12 protein-coding genes are annotated in these 12,808 nt (G+C 59.5%); 2 read left to right on the forward strand and 10 right to left on the reverse strand.

Features of this window, described 5'->3' with window-relative positions; genetic code table 11:
* Positions 1-11: 11 nt before the first annotated feature.
* The gene (locus tag EV281_RS19430) at positions 12-1,256 is read right to left on the reverse strand and encodes a sugar ABC transporter substrate-binding protein (protein WP_132655255.1); all 1,245 of its coding nucleotides are present in this window, start codon (positions 1,254-1,256) and stop codon (positions 12-14) included.
* Between the two features lie 179 nt (positions 1,257-1,435).
* Here EV281_RS19430 and EV281_RS19435 point away from each other — a divergent pair, with 179 nt between their 5' ends.
* A complete protein-coding gene (locus EV281_RS19435; protein WP_132655257.1) occupies positions 1,436-2,449 on the forward strand; it encodes a LacI family DNA-binding transcriptional regulator in 1,014 nt (337 codons plus the stop codon).
* A gap of 24 nt (positions 2,450-2,473) precedes the next feature.
* On the opposite strand, the gene EV281_RS19440 is transcribed toward EV281_RS19435, so the two are convergent.
* Positions 2,474-3,664 carry an MFS transporter gene (locus EV281_RS19440; protein WP_132655259.1) on the reverse strand — a complete coding sequence of 397 codons (1,191 nt, stop codon included), beginning with the start codon at positions 3,662-3,664 and terminating at the stop codon, positions 2,474-2,476.
* 258 nt (positions 3,665-3,922) lie between these two features.
* Here EV281_RS19440 and EV281_RS19445 point away from each other — a divergent pair, with 258 nt between their 5' ends.
* On the forward strand, positions 3,923-4,336 hold the full coding sequence (locus EV281_RS19445) for a cupin domain-containing protein (protein WP_132655261.1): 414 nt from the start codon (positions 3,923-3,925) through the stop codon (positions 4,334-4,336).
* Between the two features lie 97 nt (positions 4,337-4,433).
* On the opposite strand, the gene ugpC is transcribed toward EV281_RS19445, so the two are convergent.
* From ugpC to EV281_RS19485, 8 genes are all read right to left on the reverse strand, one after another.
* On the reverse strand, positions 4,434-5,504 hold the full coding sequence (gene ugpC / locus EV281_RS19450; RefSeq protein ID WP_132655263.1) for a sn-glycerol-3-phosphate ABC transporter ATP-binding protein UgpC: 1,071 nt from the start codon (positions 5,502-5,504) through the stop codon (positions 4,434-4,436).
* Positions 5,505-5,573: 69 nt separating this feature from the next.
* On the reverse strand, positions 5,574-6,875 hold the full coding sequence (locus EV281_RS19455) for a D-tagatose-bisphosphate aldolase, class II, non-catalytic subunit (RefSeq protein ID WP_132655265.1): 1,302 nt from the start codon (positions 6,873-6,875) through the stop codon (positions 5,574-5,576).
* Positions 6,872-7,828 carry an SIS domain-containing protein gene (locus tag EV281_RS19460; protein ID WP_132655267.1) on the reverse strand — a complete coding sequence of 319 codons (957 nt, stop codon included), beginning with the start codon at positions 7,826-7,828 and terminating at the stop codon, positions 6,872-6,874. The genes EV281_RS19455 and EV281_RS19460 overlap by 4 nt, the downstream gene beginning before the upstream one ends.
* An 11-nt stretch (positions 7,829-7,839) precedes the next feature.
* Positions 7,840-8,697, reverse strand: coding sequence for a carbohydrate ABC transporter permease (locus tag EV281_RS19465; protein WP_132655269.1), 858 nt, complete (start codon positions 8,695-8,697; stop codon positions 7,840-7,842).
* A complete protein-coding gene (locus EV281_RS19470) occupies positions 8,697-9,614 on the reverse strand; it encodes a sugar ABC transporter permease (RefSeq protein WP_132655271.1) in 918 nt (305 codons plus the stop codon). Before EV281_RS19470 ends, EV281_RS19465 begins: the two co-directional genes overlap by 1 nt.
* A complete protein-coding gene (locus tag EV281_RS19475; protein WP_184327574.1) occupies positions 9,611-10,897 on the reverse strand; it encodes a sugar ABC transporter substrate-binding protein in 1,287 nt (428 codons plus the stop codon). The genes EV281_RS19470 and EV281_RS19475 overlap by 4 nt, the downstream gene beginning before the upstream one ends.
* Positions 10,894-11,856 carry a BadF/BadG/BcrA/BcrD ATPase family protein gene (locus tag EV281_RS19480; protein ID WP_132655275.1) on the reverse strand — a complete coding sequence of 321 codons (963 nt, stop codon included), beginning with the start codon at positions 11,854-11,856 and terminating at the stop codon, positions 10,894-10,896. The genes EV281_RS19475 and EV281_RS19480 overlap by 4 nt, the downstream gene beginning before the upstream one ends.
* The gene (locus EV281_RS19485; RefSeq protein WP_132655277.1) at positions 11,853-12,647 is read right to left on the reverse strand and encodes a DeoR/GlpR family DNA-binding transcription regulator; all 795 of its coding nucleotides are present in this window, start codon (positions 12,645-12,647) and stop codon (positions 11,853-11,855) included. Before EV281_RS19485 ends, EV281_RS19480 begins: the two co-directional genes overlap by 4 nt.
* Between the last annotated feature and the right edge of the window lie 161 nt (positions 12,648-12,808).

A 12,808-nucleotide genomic window follows, 5' to 3' on the forward strand; every position in this document is an offset into this window, starting at 1 on the left:
TTCGGGCACAGTTAAGGATTGGTGCGGTCGAGGATTTTGGTGAAGTCGTCCTGCGCCTTCTTGATCGAACCATCGACGTCTTCGCCGAAGATCGTGCCCTGAATCAGGTTGAGGAACGGCCCGGTGCGGCTGACGAACAATTCATCCGACGAGAACGTATAGGGCGTACGCGCTTTAGCGAGAATGTCATAGGCGACAAGGTTGCGTGGGTCGAACTTGGCATAGGCCTCCTTGGCGAGATCCGTGCGCGACGGCATGCCGGATTCCTGGGTGATGTAGACCTGCTGCTCGGGCTCCATGTAGAATTTCACGAAGTCGAGCGCGACCTTCTTCTTCCCTTCGCTGATACCCTTGATGAGCGCCACGGTGTCGCCACCGGCAAAGCTCGATGCGCCGCCCTTCGGGCCAGGGATCGGAGCAACCGCGAACTTCACGTCCGGGTACTTGCTGGTCAGCAGGTTGACGATATAGGAGCCGGTCATGAGAATGCCGACCTTGCCGGAGGCGAAGGCTTCGACGGCGTTGTTGCCATTGCCTGAACGCGAGGTCGGATGGATGGCGCCTTCCTTCCACATGTCGCGATAGGCGGCAATCGTGTCGCGCATCGCCGGAGTGTCGACGGTAGCAGTGCGGCCGTCATCGCTCAGCACGTCGGCGTTGGCAGCCCACAGATGCGGCAGGAAATCATAGATCAACCAGCTGCCGGAATTGGCGACGAAGTAGAAACCGTAGGTTTCCTTGTCGAGCGCATGGATCTTCTTGGCGTCGGCGGCGATCTCTTCGAGAGAGGCCGGTGCCTTGTCCGGATCGAGGCCGGCCTTCTTGAAGAGGTCGGTATTGTAGGCGATGATCGAGGCATCGGGCAGCGCCGGTACACCATAGACCTTGCCGTCATAGGTGGCGAGGCGGATATGCGACGGGCTCAGCGCCGCGGAATAGGGCAGGCTCTTGACGAAATCGCTGATGTCCTCAAGGCTGTCATTGGCCGCGAAGGTCGGCAGGTAGATCAAATCGAGAACCGCGCCATCGGGCGCTGCACCACCCGCAATCGCCGCACCAAGCTTCGGGACCATCTGCTCGGCGGTGATTTGGGTCACGTTAACCTTGTCGGAATGCGAAGCATTGTATTTCTCGGCCAGGCCCTGGAGCACGGCGCCAGAAGACGTCCGCACCCATAGCGTGATTTCTTCGGCACTGGCGAGAGAAGAGCTCGCCAGCAGCGCAATAGCGGCAATGGTGGTTTTCAAATGTAACATGCGGTTCCCCTTCTCTTATGCGAGGCTCCTCTGCCTCAAGACAAAGACGACGTTAGATGAGAAAATTTTTCATGTCGACAGGCTGTATGCATTAAAAGGTCATGTTTTTGTTAAAACCTTTTAGCAACTAAATTATTTCTGCTAAAAGGTTTTAACAAGCCAGTTGAGTGGGTGCGAATTTGAAGGACTCTGGTAGCGGCCGGCATACGATCCGTGACGTGGCGAAGGCTGCGGGCGTGAGCATTTCAACGGCCTCAAATGCGCTGAACGGCACCGGGAGAACCAATGCCGAGACGCGCGAAAAGGTAAGACGGATCGCTGAGGAGATTGGATTCCGCCCAAACGCGCTCGCGCGTGGGTTGTTAACGAAGCGTAGCCATGCGATCGGCATGCTGACCAACGATACTTATGGACGCTTGACCTTGCCGATGGCGAGCGGCGTATCGGAAGTGCTGGTCGATCACGGCGTCTCGCTTTTCCTTTGTGCGACCAACAACGACCCACGATTGGCGAAACTACATCTCGAAGCGCTGCTCGACCGGCAAGTCGATGGCATCATCTTTACGGCGACGCGTATCGATCTGGAGCCGCCCCCCGAATTGACCAGGCTGCGCATACCGGTAGTCTATGTTTTCGCGCAGGGACCGTCGCACAGCGTCAGCTTCCACCCCGATGATGCCCAGGGCGCGCGGCTGGCAGTCGGACATCTCCAGCACCTTGGCCGGTCTCGTATCCTGCATATTACCGGCGAACAGAATTATCGTGCCGCCTGTATTCGCGCCGAAGCCTATCAGGAACTCGTCGGGCCGACGGCCGAGGTCATGTTCGGCGACTGGTCGGAAGAATGGGGACACGCCGCGATCGAAACCGTCTTCTCCCGCTCCGGCCCGAAGCCGGAGGCGATCTTTTGCGGCAGCGACGAGATCGCCCGCGGCGTCATCGATGCGTTGCGCGACAGAAACATCTCAATCCCCGACGATATCGCAGTCGTCGGTTTCGATAATTGGGAAGTCGTCTCACGTCAGACGCGTCCACCTCTGACGACGGTCGATATGGAGCTCAAGGAGCTCGGCCACCGGGCGGGACTTGCTATCCTCGGCCTGTCGAAAGGCGAGACGGTCCAGCCGGGTGTTGAGAGATTACCCTGTACGCTCGTCGTTCGCCGTTCTGCTGGCCAACCCGGCCAATCCTAAGATCAGCCAATCATGGGCGATCACCTATACGCGCGCCGCCTGACTGGTTTCACTCTCGATCCCTGCCTTGTAGTCGGTTCCACGTGGCTTTAGCGCTTTCGTGAGGCACAAAGCCGCAATGATAATGGGTAGGCAGACGAGATATGCGACCCTGATGCCGGCGTGTTCAGCGACAAAGCCGAGGAGCGGCGGCGCCAGGAAGAAAACGACGAAGGACATCTGCCCGAGGGCCGCGACATTCAAATGCGCCGCCCGATCGGTCCGCTGTGCCGCCGCGGAAACGGCGAGCGGATAGACCGCGCTGCAGCCAGCGCCCATCAGCGCAAAGCCGAACAGGGCCACATAGGGGTGCGGCGCGAGCCAGACGGCGCTAAGGCCAGCCACCGAGAGAACCAGCAGAAAAGTCGCGACCACGCGCGCGCCGAACCGATCGACAAACGGGTCGACGAACAAACGGGCCAGGGCCATGAAGAAGGTAAAGAGCGTCAATCCGAGGCCACCGATAAAGGGCTCGGCTGCGAAGGCGTCGCGCATATAGATGGCCGACCAGTCGATACCGGCGCCTTCCACGAGAAAGGCGGCGATGCCGATTATGCAGAGCGGCATCAGCCCCCATGTCGGCAGCGCAATACTCGGACCCTCCACATGCTCACCCCCGGCACGCGCTGGCGCATTCTTGATGCCCGAAATAACCACGGTGCCGACGATCAGGACGAAGGTGAATGTCAGGGCAAGGTGCAGATGCATGGGCACGCCCGCTTGACGAACGGCCGAGCCAACGAGCGCAGTCAGGAAGAAACCAAGGCTCCAGAAGCCGTGCGCCCTGTTCATCACACCACGGCCAAGCTGCGCCTCGATACGGTCGATCTCGACATTGAGATTGATCTCCAGTGCGCCTGCGAGGAGGCCTTCGCAGAGAAGAATGAAGAAAACCAGCCAGGCGGCGTTGGCCCAGGGGATTGTTGCGAGTAGAGCGGATGTTCCGAGCACCGTCAGGAACGCCGTCCTGCGTGCGCCGAACTGCGCAATCAGCGGGGACGCGAAGGTAAGGGAAATCAGCGCACCGATCGCCGCGCCGATCAGCGTGAGTCCGAGTTCGGACTTGTCGACGCCGAGAGCGTCCTGAAGGTCAGGCAATCGCGAGAGCAGCGCTCCCATTGAAATAGCGAAGAGAAAGAAGCAGACATAGATCCGGTGTTGCGGCTGGACATGCATTCGATCGCTCCGGGATGTGATCGGTTTGGAAGTTCGACCTCAGTCGAAACGACGGCGAAAGACAATTTCGGGTGGCATTCTCGGGATATATCTTGTTGACGATTACCGCAACAACAACCTTAACTGGTTTGTGACGGAATTGCGGGCTGTCTGTTGATGACGGTGAGCGCGGACATCAAACCATCGTATATCTGACCTTCCGCCCAGGGCGGACTTAGCCTGCCCGGATCGTAGCGAGCCTGATAGGAGAAGGATACGATGTTCAAGTCCATGACTACTGCCGCGCTGGCACTAACCCTCGTTGCAGCGCCGGCCTTTGCTGCCCAGTCTGCACACAATGCAAAGATCACGGTCGTCTTCGATCACGAATTGCCCAACGTGCCTGGAAAAAGCATGCGCGGCGTTCTCGTAGAATATGGCCCGGGGGGTTATAATCCGGCACATACTCATGCGAAAAGCGCCTTCATCTATGCGACGGTCATCGAAGGCGAGATCAAAAGCAAGGTGAACGACGGCAAAGAAAAGGTCTTCAAGACCGGTGAGAACTGGGTTGAAGTTCCCGGCGACCACCATCTGGTGAGTGCAAATGCCAGCAAGACGAAACCGGCAAAAATTCTGGCCGTATTTGTCGTCGACACCAAGGAAACGGAACTGACAACGCCAGATCCCTGATCTCGCAGCTGATCGATGAGCGAGAAGGTGGGATTTCATTCATGACCTTCTCGTACTTCATTTCGTGCGGGCGACGAAGAGACCAAGTGGCGTATCGCTACCCGACCGATAGCCGCTTTTCGGTCTTGGCATCGAAAAGATGCAGCTTCGTCAGATCCGGCAACATGCCGACGGTGTCGCCAGCCTGAAGGGAAAGCCGGTCCCGCACTGTGGTGACGAGCGGATCCGATCCGAATCTGGCGTTGATCTGGGTCTCGGCCCCGGTTGGCTCGATGACCACGACCTCGGCGCTCACACCATGTGGGCTTATCATCAGATGCTCCGGGCGAATGCCGTAGACGACTTCCGTGCCGCGCGCTGCCGCAGCGGTCTCCGGCAGCGGCAGGCGAGCTCCGCCATCGGCGATAAATTCAAGGGGTCCAGACATGCTGATCCTGCCTCTGATAATATTCATGCCCGGCGAACCGATAAAGCCGGCGACGAAGAGATTGGCCGGTCGATCGTAGAGATCGAGGGGTGAACCGATCTGCTCGACATAACCGTCACGCATCACGACGATGCGGTCTGCCATGGTCATGGCTTCGATCTGATCATGCGTCACGTAGATCGTCGTGGTCTTCAGCCGCTGGTGCAGCTGCTTGATTTCCGAGCGCATCTGCACGCGAAGCTTGGCATCGAGATTGGAAAGAGGTTCGTCGAAAAGAAAGACCTGCGGCTGGCGGACAATCGCCCGGCCCATGGCAACGCGCTGACGTTGACCGCCGGAGAGGTTTCTCGGGTAACGGTCGAGCAGATGTTCGAGGCCGAGAATCTGCGCCGCATCACGCACGCGCGCCTTGATCTGTTCCTTCGGCGCTTTCGCCAGCCGCAGCGAGAACCCCATATTCGCTTCGACAGTCATATGCGGATAAAGTGCATAGGACTGGAAGACCATGGCAATGTCGCGCTCTTTTGGAGCGACATTGTTGACCACCTTGCTGCCGATCGAGACATTGCCGCCGGAGATTTCCTCCAGGCCGGCGATCATGCGCAGCAAGGTTGACTTGCCGCAGCCGGAGGGACCGACGAGAATGACGAATTCCCCATCACCGATGTCGATATCTACCCCGTGCAATACCTCAAAGTGACCATAGCTCTTGCGGACATTCGCTACGTTTACGGACGCCATAACTGTCTCCGGCTGAAATCTGGTTTCGAATCTGCGGCCGTTCATCAAGAGCGGCATACGACGCGCCTCTTATCGAGGCGCCGTCGCGGTGGCGTAGGGGGCGAGCGCCGCATCAATGGCGGCAAGGCAGAGATCGCGCGCCTTCGGTGCGATACGCTTCTCGACTACTTCAGGATAGAGGCGGGCGAGATACTGGCTGATCAACGTTTCCGGAATGGCATCGGGCAATCTGATTAGCAACTTGTCGACTGCCTCGGTCGCGCGTTCATCGGGCCAGTAATACCGGATGCGGTCGCTATAACTGAAATGCCGCTGCAGTCGTTGTTCATCCGGCGTGCCGCCATAGTGACCTGCCCAATGACCAGGTTCGGCGAGCATGATTTTTTCCATGGTCGCCGCGAGTCCGCTACCTTGCGCAGCATCGTCGATGACATCGGCGATCGCATCAAGACCGTAGAGCGCTTCGCGCAAGGCGAAGGTCAGACCAGGCCCAACTTTCAGGATCGCAAAGCCGCCGTCGACCAGAGCCGAAAGCAAGCTCGCCGGCTGGTAGTCGGTGGAATGGGCTTCGAAGAGCAGCCCGTTCATCTCGTCGAGCGCTGAAATGAGCGTCTGCGCGCGCTCGGGTTTGTAGAGTGCGAAATTGGCATTGCCGAATTCCACACCGGGCTGAACGACAACAGCGATCACACGCTCCAGCGCCGAACCGACGCCGGCCTCGGCAAACGCCTGGCGGTGCACGTCAAGCGTCCGCAAAGCGGCTTCCTTCCGCGTGACTTCGAGTTCATCCAGCGCGTGGGTCGCGCCGCCGGGTGGCGGCACCTCGGTACCGATGACATAAACCGGCGGATGACGACCCGTGCGAAGCGCAGCCTCTTCCGCTGCTTGCGCGAGGCGCGCCGCCCTTGCTGCTGTCAGTTCATCGGCGAGTGCGACAGGCTCGCCGGCGCAGCCCATCGATGTGTCGAGGTGCAGCTTTTCGAAGCCGGCCTCGACATAGGCCGTGACCATGACTTCGGCGCGCGTCATGGCTTCGTCTGCGCCGAACTTTCGCCACGGATTTGGGCCGAGATGATCTCCGCCGAGAATGATGCGCTCGGCGGGAAAGCCAACGCTTGCCGCGATCTGCTCGATGAAAGTCCGAAAGTCCGCCGGCGTCATGCCGGTATAGCCGCCTTCCTGATTGACCTGATTGCAGGTCGCCTCGATCAGCACGGCCTCTTTCTGCCGGACGGCACGCCGAAGCGTCGCCTCTATGACCAGCGGATGGGCCGAACAGACCGACGTAATGCCACGTGGCAGCGGCAGGTCTCTTGCACCAAAAAGCTTCGCCAGGGCAATCTGCCGGTTCTTATCGATCGAAGCACTCATACCAGTGTCACAACCTTGGTGAGGTGACGCGGCGAAACGGTATCGATCTGCCTCGCCTGCGCAGCACGTTCCCCGAGGATCTGCAAGGCCGGCAGGACAACGAGGCCGGCAGATGACTGATCGACATCGACGGCAAGCTCTAGGTCGCCGGGACCGCCGATTCCAATGACGACGGCACCCTTTTCGCGCAACTCGCCAACGAGCTTGGCTTCGGCAGCTTTCTGATCCGCGCTGTAAAGCATAATGGCGGCCGTCTTTTCATCGACGAGACTAATCGGCCCGTGGCGGTATTCGAGCGGATGAAAGGCCTGTGTCATCAACTGACTCATCTCCATCAGCTTCAAGGCACCTTCCAGTGCAATGCCGAAAAGTGGGCCGCCGCCCAGGAAAACGAAGTGCGAACGGTCCTTGATGATATCGGGCAGGGCGGCGTCAAGCGCATTCGCGAGCTGGCGCGCGGATGCGACGACCGAAGCTGGTACGGTCGTGCCGATCATCTGCAGGCTGAGCAAGACCATGAGGCTTGCAGACACCGTCATGACGATACCTTCGTCCGGATGGGTCGGGGAGCAGATCAGCTGGTCGCAGTTCCTGGCAAGGGCACTTTCCGGCTCGACGGTGACGGCTGTGACATAGGCGCCGGCGGCGCGGCTCGCTTTTGCGGCGGCAACCGTTTCCGTCGTTTCGCCGCTGCGTGAGAGCGCGACCACATGAGTCTTCTGCCATTCCGGCCAGAAATAAGAAGGCCGGTTGAGCCATTCCGCGCCGGGGACCGCGATTGCTTTGCGCTTCAGGTTATTGGCGTAGGCCGCCAGAGACAGGGCAAGGTTGAAGGAAGTGCCGCAGCCGACGAAGACGAGAAGATCTTCCGCCTTGCCGCTTGCTGCATTCGAGCCGATGGCTTTCTCCCAGTACGGGAACTGCTCGAAGATTACCTTTTCGGTCGTGTTCATAATGTCTCCAATTATTTGACCGAACCAGCCAGCAAACCGCTGACGAGGTACCGGTTAAGGAAGATGACGACGAGGGCAGGGATGACGATGGCGATCGATCCGCTTGCCGTAATCAGCCCGTAGTCGATGAAGTTCTTGGTGACGAATTCCGGGATGAGAACCGTCAGGGGCTTTGTCGCCTGCGGCGAGAAGATGAGAGGAACGAGGTACTGCCCCCATGCTCCCAGGAAAGTGAGGATTGCGGCTGCCGTCAGGCCGGGGCCAGCAAGTGGCAACACGATGTTGAAGAAGATGTAGAGACGGCCCGCGCCATCGAGCTGCGCTGCCTCTTCGAGCGCGATCGGAAGCTGTTCGAAGACACTGCGCAGCAGCCAGAGTGAGAGCGGCAGATAGGCCGAGACATAGATCAGCGAGACGCCGGTATAGGTATCGACGAGGTGCATCCTGATCATGATCTGATAAAGCGGGATCAGCACCGCATAGGCGGGAATGGCAAGCGTTGCGACAACAGCGCCAAACAGAAGGTGACGTCCGGGAAAGCGCATGCGGGTGAAGGCATAAGCGCCGAGTGCCGAGATTGCCACGCAGAGCAGTGTGGCGGCCGTAGAGGTGATCAAGCTGTTCAGGAGTGCTGCGCGGAACTGCTTCCAGACTTCCACTCCGCCGATCCGCGCGATGTTGATGCCGAGAAGGCGTGAATAATGGTCCAGTGTGAAATGTTGCGGGAAGAAGTGGATCGGCCGCGTGGAAAAGTCCTCGGTCGGCGTCACCGAGCTTGCGATCGTCCAGTAGATCGGGCCGAGCGACCAGATCAGCAGCACGGCAAGGCCGATCCATATCATCAGTCGATAGAGAATGGTTGGTTTCATCAGTCGAACCGTGTGTTGCGATAGACGCGCAGGACGTAGACGAGCGAGACCAGCAGCGAGACCAGCGTGATGACGACCGAAAGCGCCATGCCATAGGAGAAACGAAGGTTCTGGAATGTCTCGAGATAAATTTGCACGAGGATAGGCCGCGTTTCGAGGCTCGAACCGGCAAGCACCCAGGCCTCGTCGAAGAGATTGAAGGCGTTGACGGTCGCATTCGTCATGGCGACGGCGATGGCGCTGCGCACGAGCGGAAGCGTGACCAGGCTGAACATCTGTACGCGCGTTGCTCCGTCAATCCGCGCGGCTTCATAGAGATGCGCCGGAATGCTTTGCATGGCGGCGAGCACGATGACGATTGTTAGTGGCATCATGCGCCAGACATGGACGACGGTCACGGCAATGATTGCGCTTGTCCTGTCGTTGAACCAGACATGATTTTCAAAGGGCAGGCCAAGTGCCACAAGTATGCCGTTCAACAAGCCGGCGCCGGGCTGATAGATCCACAGCCAGATGACGGAGTTGACAACTCCGGGAAGCGCCCAGGGCAGGATGACGGCTGCCAGCACCCATTGACGCCCGACCCTCACCTGATTGATGAGCGCTGCGGCGAGCACGCCGAAAATGGTTTCGGCGGCAACTGCGAGGACGACATAGATCAGCGTATTCGTCCAAGTCGACGCCAGCTGGGCGTCTGACAACATGCGGATGTAATTTTCCAATCCGACGAAAGGCGTTCCCGCCTGCATCGGGTTGACCCGATGCATCGAGTCCCAGACCGTTCGCCCCATCGGATAGAAGACCAGTGCTGCCATGGTCACGAGGATCGGCAGCACCAGCAGCAATCCAAGCATGGTGTCGGCGTTGAGGCCGACACTCCGCTTGGCCGCGACACCTTCAGCGGTGACGACTGTCATTGCGCCATCGCCTGCTTCGCGGCGTCTGCAATGCTCTGCATGGCCTGATCAACGGTCATCTGGTCCTTTGCCGCGCTGTTGATCGCCGTGTTTACCGCGCTGGAAAACTGCGGATACCATGGCGGCGTACCCTGCTGGAACAGCGGTTCGACAGTCTTCGACTGTGCAACAAGTGCGTCGCCGCTCGTCAGCTTGCCTTCAGAATTGAGTTCGGAGAGAGCCGAAGTACGGGTCGGCAGAGCGCCGTTTGCCGCATTCTTCTTCTGAAACTCCTTGCTGGTGAACCATTTGACGAAGGCGATCGCCGCTTCCTTGTTCTGCGAAACGTTCGGAATAGCGAGCGCTTCCGGAAGACCGAAGCTGCGCGTCTGACCACTGGCGGTCGGCACCAGGATCGCTTCGACCTGGCCGGCGACCTTGGATTGCTTTGGATCGTTCATCTGACCTAGCCGGCCAGGCTCACCCGATATCATGATGCTGGTCAGCCCCTGTGCGAACATGCTCTCATTGATCTGGCTGTCCTTGAGACCCGTCGAAGCGGGGTCAACCAGGCCGTCCTTCAGCAGCGCCAGTTCGAAGGCGAGCGCCTTGTAGCCGGCGGAATCGGGCGTCAGGAAAAGCGGCTTGAAGTCCTTGTCGAAGAGTTCGCCGCCGAAAGCCTTGGTTAGCAGATACCAGCTTGTGGAAGCGCCTTCCGTTGCCGAGAGCGGCAGGCCAATCGGATAGGTGGAGATGCCCTTCTCCTTGATCTTCTTCGCCGCGGCGACCAATTCGTCGAGCGTCTTCGGCGTCTCGGTAATGCCGGCATCCGTAAAGTGCTTCTTATTGATGAGCATGACGCGGAAGTCGTTGGTATAGGGCACGCCGAGCAACTGACCATCGACGGTGAAGATTTTGGCGACGCCGATGTCGGCGACCGTGTCCTTGTCGATCACGTCGTTCAGCGGCATGTACCAGCCGGCAGCACTGAACTGCCCGGTCCAGGACCAGTCGAATTCCGTGACATCGGCCGGCGCCGTGCCGGCGACCAGCGCTGTGACCAGTTTCGGGCGGATATCGTCCCAGGACAGTGTCTGGAGATCGACATGAATGCCGGTCTCGGCTTCAAAATCGGCCGCAACGGTGGCTCCCTGCGGCGATGGCATCAGCACCGTGATCGATTGGCCGGCGAGGGGCTTAGCGTCGTCTGCCATGGCAGGCAGGGCGATCGCAAGGGCAGCTGAGGCAAGCAAAGGCAATATGAATTTACGCATGTTCCCATCCTCTTTTTCTTTGACAGTCATTGTCTCGATCGCGCGATCACGGCTTCAGCCTCGACCGCGATTTGCCCGAGCCAGCCCTCGTCCAGGGGCCAGTCGAGAAGTTGGGCGGCGGCCAGAAGCGCACCACCAATGGGAGGAAGTACAGGTGCGATCGCTCGCTGGCCGATCCGCCGCTCGACCGCTTCGAGCAGGCGACGGCTGGAAAAGGTGCCGCCTGCATAGGTCCAGTCGGTGCCGGCCTCGCAATGGCTTGCTATCGCTGAATGGTGCTTGGCAAGCTCATCCGCCGCTTCTTCGATCAAACCGATCGCCGTTTCGTCGCCTTGCTGTGCGGTTCTGTCGACAAGGATGGAGAGGGCGGCAATGCCGGCGCGAGGCATGGCAAGCCCGTTGATCCAGCCGCCGAGCGCGTTGATCGGATCCGAAATGTCGAGCTGGAGATGATCGTAGATGGCCGTCGCCAGCGCGGTTGGCTTGCCACGCCCATCAAGGCTTTGGCTGATGAGATGCAGGGCTGTGCGGCCGATCCAATAGCTGCTGCCCTCGTCGCCGATCATATCGCCCCAGCCGCCGGCACGAGCCGATGCCCCGGCAGCATTGCGCGCCCAGGACATGGAGCCAGTCCCCGACAGGATGAGGATGCCTGGCCGACCGGCAAAGGCGCCGAGATGGGCCGCATCGACATCATTAAGCACAGCCTTGCTGACATCCGGGAAAATTTCGTCGATGCATTGTTTCTGCAGCGTCGAGAGATATGCGACCTCGCCATAGGCCGGCAAGGCAGCGCCGACGGCGGCCAGTCCCGCCTCTCTACGGAAGGGTTCGATATGTCGCTCCAGTTCCTGGCGCCAATCGGGATTATCCATGGGATTGACGCCGCCGCCGAGCGCGCTGCGCAGGACTCGGCCGTCTCTGCCGGCCAGGGTGACGAGCACCTTGCTTCCGCCGCCATCGATACCGAGGATCAGCTCTTCGCTCATTCTTTTGCTCCAAGCTCAGCAACGGTCGCATCGACGCCGAAATTGGCGAGCTCAGCGCGCCATTGTGGCGTCAGGCCCTTGTCGGTGATCAGTTTTGCAGCGTTGAGCGGCGCGACCTTGTAAGTCGCCATGGTTCCGAATTTCGAAGAGTCGGCCAGCACATAGCCGTTGGCCGAGCGGGCGAGCATGCGTCGGTTCAAGCTGGCTTCCGCGCTGTCGACGCTATAGATCGCGCCATCGGGACTGATGGCGCTGGCGCCGAGAAACAGCTGATCGAACCAGATCGTTTCCAGCATCGCCTCGGCCTGCGGGCCGACGAGCGAGGCGTTTTCGCTGCGCAGCTGGCCGCCGAGAAGCACGACCTCGAGATGCGGAATGTTTAGGAATTCCTGCGCGACGATCAGACCGTTGGTGAAGATGCGCAGCGGCATTGGATTGATGCGGATTAGCCTCGCAAGCTGAAGAACCGTCGTACCGGCATCGAGGAAGATCGCCGTGCGCGGCAAAAGCTTTTCGTAGGCGGCATTGGCGATCGCGCGCTTGGCCGAGAGATGACGCTTTTCGCGCTCCTGAAAAGCAAGCTCGACTGAAGACCCCTCGGCGATGCGGGCCCCGCCATGGACGCGATCGATGGCGCCATCCTGTTCGAGAACCTGCAGGTCGCGCCGCACGGTCGCAAGCGAAGCGCCGACAGCCTCAGCCAAATCCTGAATGGTCGAAAAGCCGTTCGCATAGAGGTGGCTGCGGATGGCGTCGAGCCGATCGGTCTTCACTCCACCATTCTGCTTCACCGATCGTCCCCTGCGGTTATTCCGTATATTTGCGTCAAGTTCACACCCGATGTGATCAATGTCAATCATAATTATGATCGTTTATGATTTTTTCGAGAAGTTGACAGAACATTGAAATGGCCAAAGAAAAAAGCGCGCCGCCCAAAAGGGCGACACGCCTG

It is taken from the genome of Rhizobium sp. BK418 (assembly GCF_004341105.1).
GTDB lineage: Bacteria > Pseudomonadota > Alphaproteobacteria > Rhizobiales > Rhizobiaceae > Rhizobium.

Bases quoted from the DNA above. Each gene is read 5' to 3' on its own strand.
- EV281_RS19460 (WP_132655267.1), bottom strand. From the start codon at position 7,828: ATGAACACGACCGAAAAGGTAATCTTCGAGCAGTTCCCGTACTGGGAG.
- EV281_RS19470 (WP_132655271.1), bottom strand. From the start codon at position 9,614: ATGACAGTCGTCACCGCTGAAGGTGTCGCGGCCAAGCGGAGTGTCGGC.
- EV281_RS19445 (WP_132655261.1), top strand. From the start codon at position 3,923: ATGTTCAAGTCCATGACTACTGCCGCGCTGGCACTAACCCTCGTTGCA.
- EV281_RS19440 (WP_132655259.1), bottom strand. From the start codon at position 3,664: ATGCATGTCCAGCCGCAACACCGGATCTATGTCTGCTTCTTTCTCTTC.
- EV281_RS19455 (WP_132655265.1), bottom strand. From the start codon at position 6,875: ATGAGTGCTTCGATCGATAAGAACCGGCAGATTGCCCTGGCGAAGCTT.
- EV281_RS19465 (WP_132655269.1), bottom strand. From the start codon at position 8,697: ATGAAACCAACCATTCTCTATCGACTGATGATATGGATCGGCCTTGCC.
- EV281_RS19475 (WP_184327574.1), bottom strand. From the start codon at position 10,897: ATGACTGTCAAAGAAAAAGAGGATGGGAACATGCGTAAATTCATATTG.
- ugpC (WP_132655263.1), bottom strand. From the start codon at position 5,504: ATGGCGTCCGTAAACGTAGCGAATGTCCGCAAGAGCTATGGTCACTTT.
- EV281_RS19480 (WP_132655275.1), bottom strand. From the start codon at position 11,856: ATGAGCGAAGAGCTGATCCTCGGTATCGATGGCGGCGGAAGCAAGGTG.
- EV281_RS19430 (WP_132655255.1), bottom strand. From the start codon at position 1,256: ATGTTACATTTGAAAACCACCATTGCCGCTATTGCGCTGCTGGCGAGC.